Source organism: Candidatus Darwinibacter acetoxidans (assembly GCF_041936445.1).
GTDB lineage: Bacteria > Bacillota > Limnochordia > Darwinibacteriales > Darwinibacteriaceae > DTU010.
In genome coordinates this window covers 1-15,562 of record NZ_JBHGXH010000247.1, presented here as the reverse complement: position 1 = coordinate 15,562, position 15,562 = coordinate 1, and the positions used below count along the sequence as shown (strand labels likewise).

14 protein-coding genes are annotated in these 15,562 nt (G+C 59.5%); 9 read left to right on the top strand and 5 right to left on the bottom strand.

The genetic code is table 11. The features are described 5' to 3' along the window. From pruA to ACE4YL_RS09520, 3 genes are all read right to left on the bottom strand, one after another. Positions 1–1,613: L-glutamate gamma-semialdehyde dehydrogenase (pruA, locus tag ACE4YL_RS09530; protein WP_461364986.1), on the bottom strand; the 1,613-nt coding region annotated here is incomplete at its 3' end. Positions 1,614–1,633: 20 nt separating this feature from the next. After that, entirely contained in the window at positions 1,634–2,776 is a 1,143-nt protein-coding gene (locus ACE4YL_RS09525) for an NAD(P)/FAD-dependent oxidoreductase (RefSeq protein WP_461364985.1), read from the bottom strand. Then, a complete protein-coding gene (locus ACE4YL_RS09520; protein WP_461364984.1) occupies positions 2,773–4,848 on the bottom strand; it encodes an FAD-dependent oxidoreductase in 2,076 nt (691 codons plus the stop codon). The genes ACE4YL_RS09525 and ACE4YL_RS09520 overlap by 4 nt, the downstream gene beginning before the upstream one ends. Before the next feature lie 333 nt (positions 4,849–5,181). Between ACE4YL_RS09520 and ACE4YL_RS09515 the strand changes: the two genes are divergently transcribed. Genes ACE4YL_RS09515 through ACE4YL_RS09495 form a run of 5 tightly spaced genes read left to right on the top strand, consistent with a single transcriptional unit; the run spans position 5,182 to position 9,298 of the window. Next, entirely contained in the window at positions 5,182–5,403 is a 222-nt protein-coding gene (locus tag ACE4YL_RS09515) for a FeoA family protein (protein ID WP_461358767.1), read from the top strand. Position 5,404: 1 nt separating this feature from the next. Next, entirely contained in the window at positions 5,405–7,177 is a 1,773-nt protein-coding gene (locus ACE4YL_RS09510; protein ID WP_461358768.1) for a FeoB small GTPase domain-containing protein, read from the top strand. A gap of 15 nt (positions 7,178–7,192) precedes the next feature. Then, complete coding sequence (locus ACE4YL_RS09505) at positions 7,193–7,744, top strand: class I SAM-dependent methyltransferase (protein ID WP_461358769.1); 552 nt, start codon at positions 7,193–7,195, stop codon at positions 7,742–7,744. After that, positions 7,744–8,757 (top strand): lysylphosphatidylglycerol synthase transmembrane domain-containing protein, encoded by a 1,014-nt coding sequence (locus ACE4YL_RS09500; RefSeq protein ID WP_461358770.1) that lies wholly within the window; start codon positions 7,744–7,746, stop codon positions 8,755–8,757. The genes ACE4YL_RS09505 and ACE4YL_RS09500 overlap by 1 nt, the downstream gene beginning before the upstream one ends. Next, positions 8,747–9,298 (top strand): CDP-alcohol phosphatidyltransferase family protein, encoded by a 552-nt coding sequence (locus tag ACE4YL_RS09495; protein ID WP_461364983.1) that lies wholly within the window; start codon positions 8,747–8,749, stop codon positions 9,296–9,298. The genes ACE4YL_RS09500 and ACE4YL_RS09495 overlap by 11 nt, the downstream gene beginning before the upstream one ends. Positions 9,299–9,335: 37 nt before the next feature. On the opposite strand, the gene ACE4YL_RS09490 is transcribed toward ACE4YL_RS09495, so the two are convergent. Continuing rightward, positions 9,336–9,899, bottom strand: coding sequence for a hypothetical protein (locus ACE4YL_RS09490; RefSeq protein ID WP_461358772.1), 564 nt, complete (start codon positions 9,897–9,899; stop codon positions 9,336–9,338). Between the two features lie 91 nt (positions 9,900–9,990). Further along, positions 9,991–11,070, bottom strand: a complete 1,080-nt coding sequence (locus ACE4YL_RS09485; RefSeq protein WP_461358773.1) for a glycoside hydrolase family 18 protein — start codon at positions 11,068–11,070, stop codon at positions 9,991–9,993. A gap of 152 nt (positions 11,071–11,222) precedes the next feature. On the opposite strand from ACE4YL_RS09485, the gene ACE4YL_RS09480 reads away from it, so the two are divergent. The 4 genes from ACE4YL_RS09480 to ACE4YL_RS09465 all read left to right on the top strand — a co-directional run bounded on the left by ACE4YL_RS09480 (position 11,223) and on the right by ACE4YL_RS09465 (position 15,365). Then, positions 11,223–12,128, top strand: coding sequence for an AEC family transporter (locus ACE4YL_RS09480; protein WP_461358774.1), 906 nt, complete (start codon positions 11,223–11,225; stop codon positions 12,126–12,128). Between the two features lie 148 nt (positions 12,129–12,276). Then, positions 12,277–13,545, top strand: coding sequence for an ABC transporter substrate-binding protein (locus ACE4YL_RS09475; protein ID WP_461358775.1), 1,269 nt, complete (start codon positions 12,277–12,279; stop codon positions 13,543–13,545). Between the two features lie 87 nt (positions 13,546–13,632). Beyond that, a complete protein-coding gene (locus tag ACE4YL_RS09470; RefSeq protein WP_461358776.1) occupies positions 13,633–14,499 on the top strand; it encodes a carbohydrate ABC transporter permease in 867 nt (288 codons plus the stop codon). A gap of 2 nt (positions 14,500–14,501) precedes the next feature. Next, positions 14,502–15,365 (top strand): carbohydrate ABC transporter permease, encoded by an 864-nt coding sequence (locus ACE4YL_RS09465; protein ID WP_461358777.1) that lies wholly within the window; start codon positions 14,502–14,504, stop codon positions 15,363–15,365. Positions 15,366–15,562 lie beyond the last annotated feature (197 nt).

Here is a 15,562-nt window from a genome sequence, read left to right as displayed (position 1 = left end):
GGATAGCGGTAGCAGCGGGGCGGCAGGAGGTTTTCCTTAATGGCCCGCTGGGATACCCACCTGAGCAGGTTGAGCATGCTGCCGGCCTTGTCGTTGGTGCCCGAAGCCCTGGCGCCGCCGAAGGGCTGCTGGCTCACCACGGCCCCTGTGGGCTTGTCGTTGACGTAGAAGTTGCCCGCAGCCTCATAGAGGGCTCTGGACATCTTCACAATCACCCTGCGGTCCCGGGCGAAGATGGCCCCGGTGAGCCCGTAGGGCGAAGTGGTGTTGCAGAGCTCTAGAGTTTCGTCCAGCTCATCATCGGGATAGACGTAGACCGTGAGCACGGGTCCGAAGATTTCCTCTTCCATCAGCTTGAACTTGGGGTTGGTGGTCTGGACGATGGTGGGATCGATGAAGTAGCCCGTATTGTCATCGTAGCTGCCGCCCACCAAGATGGTGGCCTCCGGTGAGTTCTTGGCGTATTCGATATACGAGACAATGTTGTCAAAGGCGGCCTTATCGATCACCGCACCCATAAAGGTGGTGAAGTCGCTCACATCGCCCACTTTGAGCTCCTTGGTCATCGCCACCAGGCGCTCTTTCACCTCTGGCCAGATGCTCTCGGGGATGTAGGCCCGGGAAGCCGCTGAGCATTTCTGCCCCTGGAACTCGAAGGCACCCCTGACCAGGGCCACCACCAGAGCCTCGATATCCGCGCTGCTGTGGGCGAAGACGAAGTCCTTGCCGCCCGTTTCACCCACCAAGCGTGGATAGGTGCGGTAGGTGTGGATGTTGGCGCCCACCGTTTTCCACATGTTCTGGAACGTCGCGGTGCTGCCGGTGAAGTGGATGCCCGCCAGATCAGGATGCTTCAGGACCAGATCGCCTACGGTGCTGCCGGGTCCGGGGATGAAGTTGATCACGCCGGGGGGCAGTCCAGCTTCCTCCAGGATCTTCATGACGAAGTAGGCGGGGTAAACCGCGGAAGAAGCGGGCTTCCAGACCACGGTATTGCCCATCATGGCCGGGGCGGTGGGGAGGTTGCCGGCGATGGAGGTGAAGTTAAAGGGAGTGACCGCGAAGATAAAGCCCTCCAGTCCCCGATGCTCCACCCGATTCCAGCTCAGGGGCGTGGAGCGGGGCTGCTGGCGGTAGATCTCTTCCATGTAATAGGTGTTGAAGCGCCAAAAGTCAGTGAGCTCGCAGGCGGCATCGATCTCGGCCTGGTAGGGTGTTTTGCTCAGGCCCAGCATGGTTGCGGCGTTGAGCAGGTAGCGCTTGTCATGGGCCAGGATCTCAGCTGCTTTGAGGAACACGCCGGCCCGCTCTTCCCAGGGGAGCGCGGCCCACTCTTGGCGTGCCCGCAGGGCGGCCTCGATGGCGGCCTGGACTTCCTCGGGCCCCGCTTGGTGGAACTGACCTAAGCGGTGGCGGTGGTTGTGGGGCATCACGCAGTCGCCCAGGCGGCCGGTTTTCACTTCCTGGCCGTTGATGATCAGGGGAATCTCCACTTCCTTACCCTTGAGCTCCTCCAGGGCCGCTTTCAGTTTGGCCTTTTCGGGGCTCCCTGGAGCGTAGTTAAACACCGGTTCATTTTCCGGACGGGGCATTTGGAAAATAGCGTTGGACATTGAATCACCTCTCCTAAGATTTATTTCAACAATTCCTCACCGCTGAAATCACGATAGGGCGACAGGTCGGCAAAGATTTCAGGCTCCGTGCCATCGACGATGGCCTCAGCTGCGATCTCCGCCAGGCCCGGCCCCAGCATCAGGCCTTGGCCGCACATACCCACGGCATGGAAGAAGCCTTCCACATCCCGGTCGAAGCCCACAATGGGCACACCATCGGGCGTCATGGGGTAAAGCCCCCGCCACACCCTGCGCACCCGGATGTTGCGCAGCCTGGGATAGAGGTTGAGCATACGGGGAATGACCATGGGCAGAAACTCCGAAGTGGAGCGCCGGTCTGTGCCCATGCGCTTCGGCCGCGGCGTGATGCAAAAGACAATAGCCCCTTCCTTGGCCTGGTAGAAATAGTAGTTGTCGGAGTGCTCATCGGGGGCAATATCCACCAGCATGGGATTGAACAGAGGCTGGATGGGCTCGGTCACCCCGGCTTCATGGGAGTCGGGGTAAACTGGCAGGTCCGCGCCGACCATCTGGCCCACCTCCCGGCCGAAGGCGCCAGCTGCATTCACCACTGTGCCGCAGCCGAACTTGCCCTTGTCGGTGAGCACCGCGGTCACCCTGCCGCCGACAATTTCCATTCCGGTCACCTTGGTCTCGAAGTGGAACTCCGCCCCAGCCCGCCTGGCCAAGCGGTAGAGGGCACCCCCCAGCTTGAGGGAGGAGAGGTGTCCATCCTCGGGGGAGAAGGTTCCGCCCAAGAGGCCTTCGGCACGGATGCCCGGCACGATTTCCCGCACTTCCTCGGGGCCGATCCAATCGATGTTCAGGCCGTAGCCTTTCTGGATGGGCAAAAGGGCCTTGAGGTTCTCCGCAATCTGCTGGTCATAGGCGGGGAAGAGGTAGCCCCCTTGCACCCAATCCACATCCTCACCGTAATCTTCTTCCAGGCGGCGGACGAACTCCAGCGAGGCGATGCCGATCTGGATCTTCGCCCGGTCGGAATGGGTGGCGCGAATTCCGCCAATGGCTGCTTTGTTCTGCCCCTGACCGGGGGAGGACAGCTCATCCACAACGCCTACCCTTACCCCTCTGGCCGCGAGGCGGTGGGCTAAGGGCAGGCCCACGCTTCCTGCGCCCACGATGACCACATCATAGTTTTTCATGCTTTGTCACCCCCTTGATTAGCCAGGGCTTTCATGGGTATTTCCACTGTTAACGGCCGGTAAGTGGCGGGGCGGATCTCTTCTTTTTTCACTCCCGCCTCCATAAGCACCCGGGGCAGAAGATCGAGGCAGGTCTTGCCTCCGCAGGCCCCCATGGCCGTCCTGAGCAGCTTCAGCTGGTTGAGGTCGGTGACCTCGTTTTCCCGGACAAACTCCTTGATCTGTCCCACTGTTATCCGCTCACAGCGGCAGACGATGGCGTTATCCGGCAGGTAGGTGAAATCCGCTTCCGGAAGGGGTTGGGTTACCGCAGGATCCTGCACCAAGATGCCCGCCACCTTGGTGGCGATGTCCGCTTGCACCTGCAGCGTGAGCAGGTGGGTGCGGTGCTTCTTGTTGAAGCGGGTCCGCAGCACCGTTCCTCTACCCAGATCGCTACCTTCCACATCCCGCAGGATTACCTGGTCCCCCGGCTGGAAGTTGTGGTCGAATTCGTAGGGTAGCACCACCTCCGCTAGGCCTGCTTCTTCGGACTCCCGCACCAGGGTAATGGCCAGGCCGGGGCAGATCAAAACGCACAGCCCGCAGCCGATGCACTTCCCGCTGAACTCCGGCAGATCCATGATCGTGCCCGTTCTGCCCGTGAGCTGGATGGAGTTGTGGGGGCAGACCGTGGTACAGGGATTGCAGGGGATCTCCTCATAGCAGTGGATCACCGGCTGCCAGCCATCCTCAGGGGGCCAGGTGTGGGTGCGGGGGAAGACTTCCCCAGGCGGGCTTTTCAGGATCTCTGCTTTCGCAAACCACTCCTCGGGGATGTCGATGGTGCTCCCCAGGCGTCTAGCCATTTCCCGGCCGGTGATGCGGCCGCCGATCATGGCGGAGGAGGCCTCCGCAATCTCGTTGGCATCGCCCGTCTTCAGGACGGGGAAGCCCGCCTCCAATCCTGCGCTGTAGAACTCATCCACGGAGCTGAGCCCAACGGCGATCAGCACCGTATCAACTGCAAAGGTCTTGGCGGTAGATAGGAGCGGATTCCAGCTTTCGTCCACCTGGGCGATGGTGGCCTTTTCCACCTTACCCTCGCCCTGGACGCTCACCAGGGTGTGACTTAGGTAGATGGGCACGCCCATGCGCTTGATTTTATCCCCGTGGACTTTGTAGCCGGAAACCTTGGGGGCAATATCGATGAGGGCCACCACATCGATGCCAGCCTGGAGCGCATGGTAGGCGGCGATCAGGCCCACGTTGCCGCAGCCCACAATGAGTACCCGCTCCGACGATTTCACCAGATCCCTGTTGACGAGGGTTTGGAAGGCGCCGGCGCCAAAGACTCCAGGCAGATCGTTGCCGGGGAAGACTAAGGAGCGCTCCCGGGCGCCGGTGGCCACGATCACCCCGGCAAAGGACAACAGCAGGTAGCGTTCCTCCTGGGGCTGGTAGATACCTGCCTTGCCGTCGGCGAACACTCCCACCACCACCGAATCGGTCATGATAGTGATGTTCTCCCGCTTCCTGGCTTCTTCCTCAAGGATCTTGGCGATGTCCGTGCCCCTGGTGCCGGCATAGCAGTCGGCCATGGAGCCGAAGAACTTGTGGGTCTGGAGCACCAGCTTCCCACCGAGATGGTCCTTGTCGTCCACCAAGATCACTGAATAGCCGGCATCGGCCAGCTCGATGGCGGCGGTGATACCGGAAGGCCCGGCACCCACCACCAGGACCTGGCAGGAAAGCTCAGGTGGCCTGCGGGAGGGGCGGAGTTCATCGTCGGGGGGCAGGGTGGGATAGTGAACCAGCGTTCTGATATCCATTCCTTCCCGGAGGGGAGTGATGCAGCTTTTCATGGGCAGACCATCGATGAGTACGGTGCATTGGGCGCACTGCCCGTTAGCACAAAAAATCCCTTGCGGCGCATTGTCCACTTTGTGCCGGGAAAAGGTACGAATTCCGTTGGCAAAAAGGGCCGAGGATACCATTTCCCCTTCTCTGCCCACCAGGGGCTGGCCGTCAAAGGTGAAGGAAACTTCTCTGCCTGTCTTTTGATCCAGTATGGGATGTTGGCTAATTCTCATCTGTGCACCTCCAAAATCGTGAGCAACCCTTGGAGGGTTTTTCACAATGTACATATTCTGTTAACACACCTCTATTCCTGCCTTGCTGCACTCCCTTCCCACGAATTTCGTAAGAGAATTGGCGGAGTTCGCAAGCTGAGAAAGCGGTACAAAGTCCAGCATCTCTATTGACAGGAGGCACCGGGCAGGCTATGATTGACGTGAGAATGATTTTCACTGTCAAAGCTCTGCAGGTGACTTTGTAGATACAAGGAGACTAACCGGTCTCCACTTTGGCGTATGCGCAGCTTTTCTCAACTACTACATGCAGGTGACTAGATGGAGGGGTACCACATGAAACAGAGCCTTTATGAAGCAAAGCCTGGGAAGGAATACACCATTGTCCACACTCCAGATTTCCGGCTGCTTTCCAGTATCGGTTTATTTAACGGCGCGAAGGTGAAGATGGAAAGCAAATACGCCTTAGGGGGCCCTGTGTCCGTGTCCCTATCCACCAAGAAGATCGCGGTGGGCAAAGATCTGGCCACCCAGATCTACGTGCGCGAGGTGCGGTAGCATGAGCCGTTGCCATGAACTGCAGGAAGATCGGGAGGTTTTGGAACTAAGCGACAAGATTCTCCTCATGGGCCCGCCCAATGTGGGCAAGAGCGTTTTCTTTTCCGAGCTGACCAACATTCATGTGGTGAGCTCGAACTACGCGGGGACAACAGTTTCCTACATGAAAGGGACTGTGACCATAGATGGCCGGCAGTACAATTTGCTGGACGTTCCAGGCACTTATGCGCTGGCAGCGACTTCCCTGGCGGAAGAGGTTGCCTTGAGGTTTTTGGCCAGCAACCCCCGGGCCATATTATTCGTACTCAACGCCGCGGATCTGGAAGGCAGCATCAAGCTGCTCCTGGAGGTGCTGGAATTTAACATTCCAGTGGTGGGCGCTTTGAACCTGGCCGATGTGGCTAACCGCAAGGGCATGGAGATCGATGTTCCTGCCTTGAGCCGGGAGCTGGGGATCGCCATCGTGCCCACGGTGGCCGTGAAGCGCCAGGGTTTGGCTGAACTGGTGCAGGAGCTGGCCCAAGTGCTGGCTGGGGAAGCTGCGGCCAGCGGGGAAAGGTCCCGGGTTCGCGGCAGCGATGTGGAGTACTGGCAGCGGGCCAAGGAGATCACTTCCAAGGTAATGCGCTGGACCAACGGCAGCCCCAGCAGGCTGGACCGTTTAGGCGATGCCATGCTCAAACCCTGGCCGGGTATTCCCCTGGCTGCCCTGGTCATTTTGCTCAGCATCGGCGTGGTGGTGGGGGCGGGTAAGGCCCTGCGGGCTGTACTCCTTTTGCCCCTGGTCAATCAAGGCATTGTACCGCTCTTTGAGGCGCTGTTTTCCCGGCTGCCCCTGCCGGAAGTGGTGCACAATGTCTTGATCGGCGAGTTTGGCATCTTCCGCATCAGCTTTGAGTGGATTTTGGCTTTGGTCATGCCCTATGTGCTCCTCTTCCAGCTGGTCTTTTCTTTTCTGGAGGACAGCGGGATCCTGCCCCGCATCGCCGTTTTGTTTGACAACATCATGCGCAAACTGGGGGTGCAGGGGGGGAGTTTGATCAACATCATGCTGGGCTACGGCTGCGCAGTGCCGGCCATTATCGGGACCCGCACGGCCACAACCAGGAAAGAGCGGCTGATCGTCACCACCATTGTCTGCTTTGCTGTACCCTGCATCTCCCAAACCGGGGCCCTGTTTTCGCTCCTGGCCGCCTATTCCTACTGGCTGGTTCTGGGCGTACTCCTCACGGGACTCCTGGTTTTCGTCCTCGTTTCCATCCTCACAAGCAGGCTGCTTAAGGGTACGGTGGATCCCTTGGTGATTGAAATCCCCAATCTGCTCATCCCTGAGCGCCGCGCCTATTTCAAAAAGTTCTTCATCCGGGCCAAGCATTTCCTGGTGGATGCGGAAGGGCCCATGCTCATGGCGGTCATGATCGCGGCGATCTTGGCGGAAACTGGTCTTTTGACCGGCATCAGCACTGTCCTGAAGCCTTTGGTATCCGGCTGGCTGGGCCTGCCCCCGGAGGCGTCCATGTCCCTGATTCTGGGGATCATCCGCCGGGAGATGTCGGTGGCGCCCCTCTTGGCCTTGGACCTCACCAGCCTCCAGGTTTTTGTGGGGGCGGTGGTGTCCCTGATTTACCTGCCCTGCATGTCCGTTTTTGCCATCGTGGCTAAGGAGTTCGGGGCCAAAGTGGCCGTGGCCATTACCGCCGGGACAACCTTCACCGCCCTCTTTTTGGGCGGGCTGCTCAACCACCTGATCCGCTTCGCCCTGAGCTTGGTGTAGAAAGGCGGGGGCTGCATGTGGATCACCAGACTCACCAGACAAATCGAGCAGCTGGCGGCCAGCAGCAGGCTAATTTACTCCTTGGCCGCCCTCTATTACCGGCAGATGGTGCAGCGGGAAGCGGAGCTGGCCCAGATCGGGCCGGAGGATCGGGTGCTCTGCATCGGGGGAGGCATCTGTCCCTACACAGCCATCCTGCTGCAGGAGTATACGGGAGCGGAGGTTACGGTGATCGATAACGATCCCCGCTGTGTGGAGCAGTGCTGCCGCTTTTTGCGGGGCCGGGGACTGGACGGCATCGGCGTCCAGTTCGGCTGCGGCACTGCCGTCCACTGCGGGGACTACACAGTGGTCCACCTCGCGCTCCAGGTTTCTCCCCGGGAGGAGGTCCTCAGGCGCGTTCTGGCCCAAGCCCGGGCGGGCACCAGGATTTTGGTGCGGGTGCCCAAGGCTTCCCTGGAGGGGCCTTTCCAGTGTGAACGCCGGGTTCAGCACGGAACCCTTTCCAACGTGGACTGCACTTTCGTTTTGGTGGCACCGGGACCAAGGACGCAGGTGGCAGTATGATGGGCGTGCAAAAGGGCAGAAAACCAGCTGCCCTTTTCCTCAATGTGCTGGCGGTTTTGTCCCTGGCGGTTTTGGTCTACCTGGCTTGGCACACCGATTTCCGCCAGATCGGGCTCCATCTTGCGGCCCTGCCCCGGGGCCTTGTGCTCTTCCTTTTGGCCCTGCAGGTTGTGACCCAGCTGGCCCTCAACTACCAGTGGTTCCGCCTCTGCAGGACCCTGGGTCTACAGGCTTCCTTCGGGGAGCTTCTGCTGGTCAATGCCTACGGTACGGTGGTGGATGCGGCCAATCCCGGGGAAAAGGTGGGGGGCGAGGTAGCAAGGGTTCTGCAGCTCCACAGCCTCCTGGGCTTCAGCGCCAACCAGGCTGCTTCGCTCGTGGCCATCCAGAAGTCCTTGAGCCTTGCTGCCTTGGTTATCCTAAGCGGGCTGGCGGTGCTCGTTTTGGGGGATTCCCTGCCGCCCTTGGCCTCTCCTGGCTTGCGCCTTGTGGTTCTGGCGGTGCTGGCGGCTTTGGCGGCCATCGTGGCCTGGGTTCTCTTGGGCACCGAGCGCCTCAACAGCCGGGTGCAGCGGCTGAAAAGCGAGGGAAAGCCCGCGGTCTGGCTCAAGCGGTGGATGGCCGGTTTGGCCCGGGACACTGCGGCCATCGGCCGCAGGCCGGGGGAGTGGGGGCTTCAGCTCCTTCTTTCCCTGGGCATTTGGACCCTCTTTCCCCTTAAGCTCTGGCTCCTTACGGCGCAGCATGCCAGCCTCAACCCCCTTTTCCTTTTTGCCGCTACCTTCGCCGCCTATTTTGCCGCCATGATCCCGCTGCTGCCTGGGGGCTTGGGTACCTTTGAGGCGGTGATGGGCGGGATGCTGGTGGCCTCGGGCTTAACCTGGGAAGAGGCCCTGGCCATCAGCTTAGTGTTTCGCTTTGTTACGTTTTGGTTTGTGGTGCTGGGCAGCGCACTGCTCATCGCCGGGGGGAAAATGATCCAGTTGACGAGGGAAAGAGTTCATGAAAGATAGAGTGCTGCTGAAGCAGCTCCCCAATCTGCTTACCCTGCTCAATATGGTTTTGGGGTTGGTCGTGGTGCTTGCCCTTGTGTGGCGGGGTCCTGGGTACCGCCTGGGGGCCTGCGCCTTGATCCTCCTGGCCGGAGGAGTGGATGCCCTCGACGGGAAGCTGGCCAGGCTCTGGGACGTGGAATCAGATTTCGGCAAGCAGCTGGACTCCTTTGCCGATCTGGTCTCCTTCGGCCTGGCCCCTGTGCTGCTCACCCTGACCCATCCGGAGGTGAGGGGCTTTGGCTGGCCCAGCTACGCCAGTTTGGGTCTGTATGTTCTGGCGGCGGCCTTCCGCTTGGCCCGCTTTAACCTCGGCGACTTCCGGGACTACTTCCTGGGTCTGCCCATTACCGCCGCAGGCATCATTTTAGTTCTGGTCAATCTCCTGCTCCACTACAGCCCCATCCTGGAGCTGGGCTGGGGCGTCGCGGCCCTAAGCGGCCTTGTGCTTCTGCTCGCCGCCCTCATGGCCAGCAGGGTGGCTGTAAAACGCCCTTGGTAAAAGGAGGCTCCCACGGGATTTCCCGTGGGAGCCTAATTTATTTCGCCGTTTGGATGGTGGGTCCATCTTCCCCTACGTTAAGCATGATCTGGGGATGGAGGAAGCCCAGAAGTTCCCCTTTGAACAGGCCGATATAGCCGTTGTTGGCCGCGTTGTTGCCCATGATGCCTGTGGGCAGGCCCTGGGCGTTGTTGATCTCCACCACGCCGCCGTAGAGTCCAGCCCGCAGGCCCACCAGTTTTTTCATCTCCCGGGTGCCGTTGTAGATAAGCAGAGCACCGGCGTTCTCTTCGTTTTGGATCGCCGCGGTGAGGTGGCCATCCTGGTTGAAGATGCCCACTGCCCCTCCATCTGCGTAGGCGAGGAGCGATACCACTCTGTGACCGGCATTGTTGAACAGTTCAAGGCTGGGGTTCTCCTTCTCCTGATCATACTTGAGGACAGCCACTTCCTGGCCCTCGTCGTTCACGATCACCACTTCCCGGGCCACGATGCGGTCCCAGACCTGCTGGGTGGCGCTGACTATATTTACCCCTGTTAGGGCAGAGAAGAGGGCAAGAAACAGTAGGGGATAGATGATCAAGCGCTCGTACTTGGACATATAACCGCTCCTTTTCGTAGACAGGGTGATGCTGAAATAATTCGGTGTCGGCGTGGAAATACCTGCCGGGGGCACGACTGCCCCTGGCAGCTCAGGTGTTTTCTGGATTAGAAACATTTCCCTTGAGGGCGGCATGCAAGGCCTCCAGGAGCTGACCGCTGAGGTCGTGGCCGTATTCCCAAATCATGATGCCGCCCAGGCCCTTCTCCCGCACGTAGGCGGCTTTGTGGGCCAGGGACTGGGGGTCTTCATAGGAGATCAACTCCTGGCCGTTGTAGAGATAGGCGGCCTTGGCAGTGTCGTCCCAGAAGCGTTTATAGCTGGGATCAGCTAGAAATCGCTGTAGCTCGGTATAGCTCAATCCGTGTTCATAGGCGCTGCTTGTATAGGGCTGGTAAAGGCCGCCATTCTCCGGCGCCACCCCGCGCCAGGCCCGGGCGTAAAAGGGCACGCCCAGAAGCAGTTTGTCTGGGCGCACGCCCGCAGCCAGGTACAGCTGCACGGCCTGATCCACACTCCAGTCCGCGGGGTCCTGGGGGTTGCGGTACAAATTGGCGGTGTGCCCCGTGGTGGGGCTCCAGCCGCCGTAGAAGTCATAGGCCATGAGCTTGAGATAGTCCACCTGCTGCTGCACCCGGTCCAGATCGATGGCCCTGGGGAACCAGCTGGCCGCGGGTACCGCTGTGGATAGTGTGAGGGGGCGGGAAAGCCTTTCCATGAGCCGATTCAGCCCCTGGCGCAGGTCAGCCAGGAGGAGGATGTAGTTTTCGCCTTCCTCCCGCCCCACGGGGTACTCCCAGTCGATGTCGATTCCATCCAGATCGTGCCCTTCCAGCCAGTTCAGCGCATCGGCGGTGAAGGCGGCCCGGTTTTCTGGGGTGAGGGCCATAGCGGAAAAACCTTCCGCACCCCAGCCGCCCACGGAGAGGTTCACCTTGAGGTGGGGATGGCGCCCCTGCAAGGCAGCCACCTCTGTGAATAGATGCCTGCCGCCGGATTCGCCCGCGAGATGGGGGATGTAGATGCGGTTGCCTGAGAGGAGCCCGAAGGCCAGGTTCACCGTGTCCAAAAGCTCGCCCCGGATTTCCCCGGCGCGCCAGTGCCTGTCCTGGGCCATTTCCTCTTCTGTGCTTCCCAAGGGCCAGGTGCGCAGATACGAAACGAGGAGCATACCTTTCCTCCTTTCCAAAAGTGTTCCCTATACTTCTCTAGAACCCTGGCCTTTCCTTTCTAGGTCGTTACGGCATTGTTAACCCTGCCCCCCTGAGCAGGAACGATGAAGGGGGATGGGGAATATACCAGGGATCATATTTGCGGGGGACGATGGCCATCAAGATCTTCGAACCATTTTTCATGCTGGCACTGCTCATTGCCTTAGGGTCTCTGCTCTACCGCCTGCGCATTTTGGATCTGGACTTCTGCCGCCGGCTCAGCCGGTTGGTGGTGCAGGTTACTTACCCGGTTTTGCTTTTTGTGTCCATGTACAAAAATGTGAATCCGGCTGCCCTGCAAAGGGGCTGGATCTTTACCGCCTTCGGCCTGGGAACATCGATGTTCTTGGCCATTACCGCCCACTACAGCGGCAAGCGGCTGGGTTTGCAGGGTAAAACCTTTGGTACTCTGCAGATTCTCTGTACCAACGGAAATAACGTTTTTCTCCCTGTACCCATAGTCTCCGCCCTCTTTGGGCCGGAGTTTGTGGTCTATCCTGTTCTCTTCGAACTGGGGGCCGGCCTCTTTTACTGGAGCTACGGCATCTCCCACTTCCGCCCCGGGCCCCGCTTCAGCCTCAAGCGGCTTCTCAACCCCAACATGCTGGGCTTGCTCCTCGGCCTGGTCTGCGGCCTTTTGGGCCTGCGGCTGCCGGGCTTCGCCTTGGGAGCTTTGGAGCTCGTGAGCAACATCACGGTGGGTTCGGCCATGCTCATCGTGGGAGCTTTAGTGGCCGACCTTTTGGCCAGCAAGTTCACCTTCAGGCGGGAGATCTGGACTGTGCTGCTGCACCGCCTCGTGCTCAGCCCGGCGGTGGGCCTGGTTTTCCTCGGGGCTTTGCCCCTGCCGGATACCCTGAAAACGATCCTGCTGCTCCTGCTCAGCATGCCGCCTTTGGTGAGCACGGCACTGGTGGCTGCCAGTTTCGGGGGAGATGAGGAGCTTGCCGCCAGCGGGGTAGTGCTTCCCACCCTGCTCAGCTTAGCCCTGGTCCCCTTGGGACTTATGCTCTTTTAGTCTGGTTTAAAAAACCGCACAGGAATTTGTAAAAAAGAGGGGCGAAAAAAGAGGATTTGCTCTGCCCTCCATCCAATTATACGGAAGAGGTTGCTTTTGTGGGGCAAAATGCAACCGGTTTCATTACAACTTAGAGGAGGTTTCAGAAGTGAAGAAAAGCATAGTCGCGGTCTTCGGTCTCCTATTGGTGCTCTCCCTTTCCCTGGGGGCGTTGGCTCAAGAAAGGGTTGTCACCATGATGGGGGTATGGGGTGGCCAGGAGCTTGAGGCCTTCCAAGAAGTGATGGCTGCCTTTACCGAAAAGACCGGCATCAAAGTGCAGTTTGAAGGTACACGTGATCTGCCCACTCTGCTCCAAACCCGCATCGCCGCCGGTAATCCCCCGGATGTGGCTGCGATCCCCGGGCCCGGAGCCATGAAGGAATATGTGGAGCAGGGTGCCCTGGTTGACCTGAACAAGGTGATTGATCCCCAGGTCCTGGCCGAAGATTACAACAATGCCTGGATCGAACTGGGAACGTACAAAGGCGGCTTCTATGCCCTCACCTTTGCCGCTGACATCAAGAGCCTGGTTTGGTACCGTCCGGATGTGTTTGCTGCCAAGGGCTACGCCATCCCCACCACCTGGGAGGAGCTGGAGGCCCTCATGGACCAGATGGTAGCTAACGGCGACACCCCCTGGGCCATCGGCTTAGAGTCGGGTGCTGCCAGCGGCTGGCCGGCAACGGACTGGATCGAAGATATCATGCTGCGCACCGCTGGACCTGAGGTCTATGATCAGTGGGTCAACCACGAGATCCCCTGGACCGATCCCAGAGTCAAGGAAGCCTTTGAGATCTTCGGCAAGATCGCGCGCAGCAGCGACTACGTCTATGGCGGTCCCACCACGGTTCTGGCCACCAACTTCGGCGACTCCGTGAGCGAACTGTTCACCGATCCGCCCCGGGCCATGATGCATCGCCAGGCCAGCTTCATCACCAGCTTCATCACGGACGCCAACCCCGATGTGGTGCTGGGCCGGGATGTGGCCTTCTTCGGCTTCCCCATGATCAAGCCTGAGCACGGCAATCCCATGCTGGGTGCCGGCGACATGATCGCCCAGTTCAACGATACGCCCGAAGCCAGAGAGTTCATGAACTTCCTGGCCAGCCCCGAGGCCCAGGAGATCTGGGTGAACAGGCTGGGCAAACTGGGTACCAACAACAAGATCGATCCCGCCGCCTATCCCGATGATCTCACCAGGGAAATGGCTGAGCTTTTGAACACCGCGGATGTGTTCCGCTTTGACGGCTCCGACTCCATGCCCGCGGCTGTGGGCTCCGGCGCCTTCTGGGAAGGCATGCTCATGTATGTGGGCGGCGAAGATCTGGACACCGTTTTGGAATACATTGAATCGGTAGCCCAAGAGAGCTACTAAAAGCAAGTGATCAGCTAAGTGAACTGGGGCGCGCCCTTTCCTCAGGGCGTGCCCTTTTTCCCAGCGGCGCGGGAAGGGGTGAAGTGGATGAAGCGGAGAACCGGTATGCTTACTGCACTCTTTTATGTTGGCCCAGCGGTGCTGTTTCTCCTGGTTTACCAGGTCTACCCGGCTCTGCAGACGGTCTATCTCAGTTTTTTGGACCGGCGTTCCGAGTCCTTCGTGGGGCTGGAGAACTACAAATACGTGTTTACCTCCCAGACCATGCTCCGGGCCTTCAAAAACAACCTGCTGTGGCTGGTGCTCTTCACCGCCGGCACGGTTGGTTTGGGCCTGCTCTTTGCCATTTTGGTGGACCGGGTGAAGTATGAGCGCATTGCCAAGTCCATCATTTTCATGCCCATGGCCATCTCCTTCGTGGGTGCCGGTGTGGTCTGGAAATTCATATACGCCTACAAGCCATCCGGTGCCGAGCAGATCGGGCTTCTCAATCAGATCATGGTGGTTTTGGGCTTTGAACCTAAAGGGTGGCTTTTGGAAAGCCCCATCAACAACCTGGCCTTAATTGTAGTTGGTTTGTGGATCTGGACTGGTTACTGCATGGTCATCCTATCCGCCGCCTACAAAGGCATCCCCAAGGAACTGATGGAGGCGGGGCAGGTGGATGGTGCCAATGACTGGCAGGTCTTCCGGCACATCATCATCCCGGAAATGCGGCCCGCCCTGACCATGGTTACCACCACCATGCTGGTGAATGTGCTCAAGATCTTTGACATCATCTATGTCATGACCAACGGTAACTACGGAACAGAGGTTATTGCCAACCGCATGTTTAAGGAAATGTTCCAGTTCGCCAATACCGGCAGGGCCAGTGCCATTGCCGTGGTTTTGTTTGTGATGATCATTCCCATCATGTATGCGAACATCCGCCAGAAGCTGAAGGGGGAGGGATAGGCGTGACTCGGCAGAAACTCAAGGCGAAAATGCCGCAGATTGTGATCAACGTGGTGGTGATCGTGGCCATGCTGCTGTGGATCGTGCCCACGCTTGGCCTTTTGATCACTTCCTTCCGCCCCGCCAGCGACGTGGTCTACTCCGGTTGGTGGACGGTGCTCACCAGCCCCCTGAAGTTTACCCAATACACGGTGGAGAACTACAAAGCGGTGCTCAGCTCCGGGGGTATGTCCACTGCCTTCCGCAACAGCTTCATCATCACGGTGGGGGGAACGGTGATCCCGGTCTTCCTGGCCTCCTTGGCCGCCTTTGGCCTCTCCAAGCTCCACTTTAGGGGGCGGGGCCTGTTCTACGCCCTGATCGTCTTTATGCTGGTGGTGCCCACCCAGATGACCTTTATCCCCGTGCTCAGGCTGTACAACAAGCTGAGCCTTTCCGGGACGTTTGTGGGGCTGTGGTTGGTGCATACCGGCTACGGGCTGCCCTTTTCCATCTTTATGCTGCACACGTTCTTCCAGGGGCTCCCCGATGAGCTGTTTGAAGCCGCCTACATCGACGGTGCTTCGGTGTGGACATCCTTTTTCCGCCTGGCCATACCCCTTTCTGTGCCGGCCTTGGCTTCCCTGGTGATCTTCCAGTTCCTGTTCGTGTGGAACGATCTCTTGGTGGCCCTCATCTACCTAGGCGGCCACGAGTCGGTGGCCCCGTTGACTGTGCGCCTCTCGAGCTTGGTGGGCTCCTTCGGACAGGACTGGCACCTGTTGACGGCAGCGGCCTTTGTTTCCATGGTGGTGCCGATTGTCGTGTTCTTCTCCCTCCAGCAGTACTTCGTCCGGGGACTTTTGGGCGGCGCGGTCAAGGGTTGATGGCGGCGCCAAGTCTACGCAGATCACGCAACCGCTGGGCTCTCCCGGCGGTTGTGTTTTTGTGTGCCCGGCATGTCTACCGAGCCGATGGGTTGAGAGAAACCCTACCGCCCAACCAGCGGGAAGGTAACCAGCAGGCAAGGGCGCCACTGGCAACAGTGGGGTCTGGAGGAAGCCGAGGGGGTGCCTTGGAACAT

Excerpts from the sequence above, each read along its gene's own strand:
- ACE4YL_RS09500 (WP_461358770.1), top strand. The coding sequence starts at position 7,744 with ATGGGCGTGCAAAAGGGCAGAAAACCAGCTGCCCTTTTCCTCAATGTG.
- ACE4YL_RS09495 (WP_461364983.1), top strand. The coding sequence starts at position 8,747 with ATGAAAGATAGAGTGCTGCTGAAGCAGCTCCCCAATCTGCTTACCCTG.
- ACE4YL_RS09525 (WP_461364985.1), bottom strand. The coding sequence starts at position 2,776 with ATGAAAAACTATGATGTGGTCATCGTGGGCGCAGGAAGCGTGGGCCTG.
- ACE4YL_RS09470 (WP_461358776.1), top strand. The coding sequence starts at position 13,633 with ATGAAGCGGAGAACCGGTATGCTTACTGCACTCTTTTATGTTGGCCCA.
- ACE4YL_RS09510 (WP_461358768.1), top strand. The coding sequence starts at position 5,405 with ATGAGCCGTTGCCATGAACTGCAGGAAGATCGGGAGGTTTTGGAACTA.
- ACE4YL_RS09515 (WP_461358767.1), top strand. The coding sequence starts at position 5,182 with ATGAAACAGAGCCTTTATGAAGCAAAGCCTGGGAAGGAATACACCATT.
- ACE4YL_RS09520 (WP_461364984.1), bottom strand. The coding sequence starts at position 4,848 with ATGAGAATTAGCCAACATCCCATACTGGATCAAAAGACAGGCAGAGAA.
- ACE4YL_RS09485 (WP_461358773.1), bottom strand. The coding sequence starts at position 11,070 with ATGCTCCTCGTTTCGTATCTGCGCACCTGGCCCTTGGGAAGCACAGAA.
- ACE4YL_RS09505 (WP_461358769.1), top strand. The coding sequence starts at position 7,193 with ATGTGGATCACCAGACTCACCAGACAAATCGAGCAGCTGGCGGCCAGC.
- ACE4YL_RS09480 (WP_461358774.1), top strand. The coding sequence starts at position 11,223 with ATGGCCATCAAGATCTTCGAACCATTTTTCATGCTGGCACTGCTCATT.
- ACE4YL_RS09490 (WP_461358772.1), bottom strand. The coding sequence starts at position 9,899 with ATGTCCAAGTACGAGCGCTTGATCATCTATCCCCTACTGTTTCTTGCC.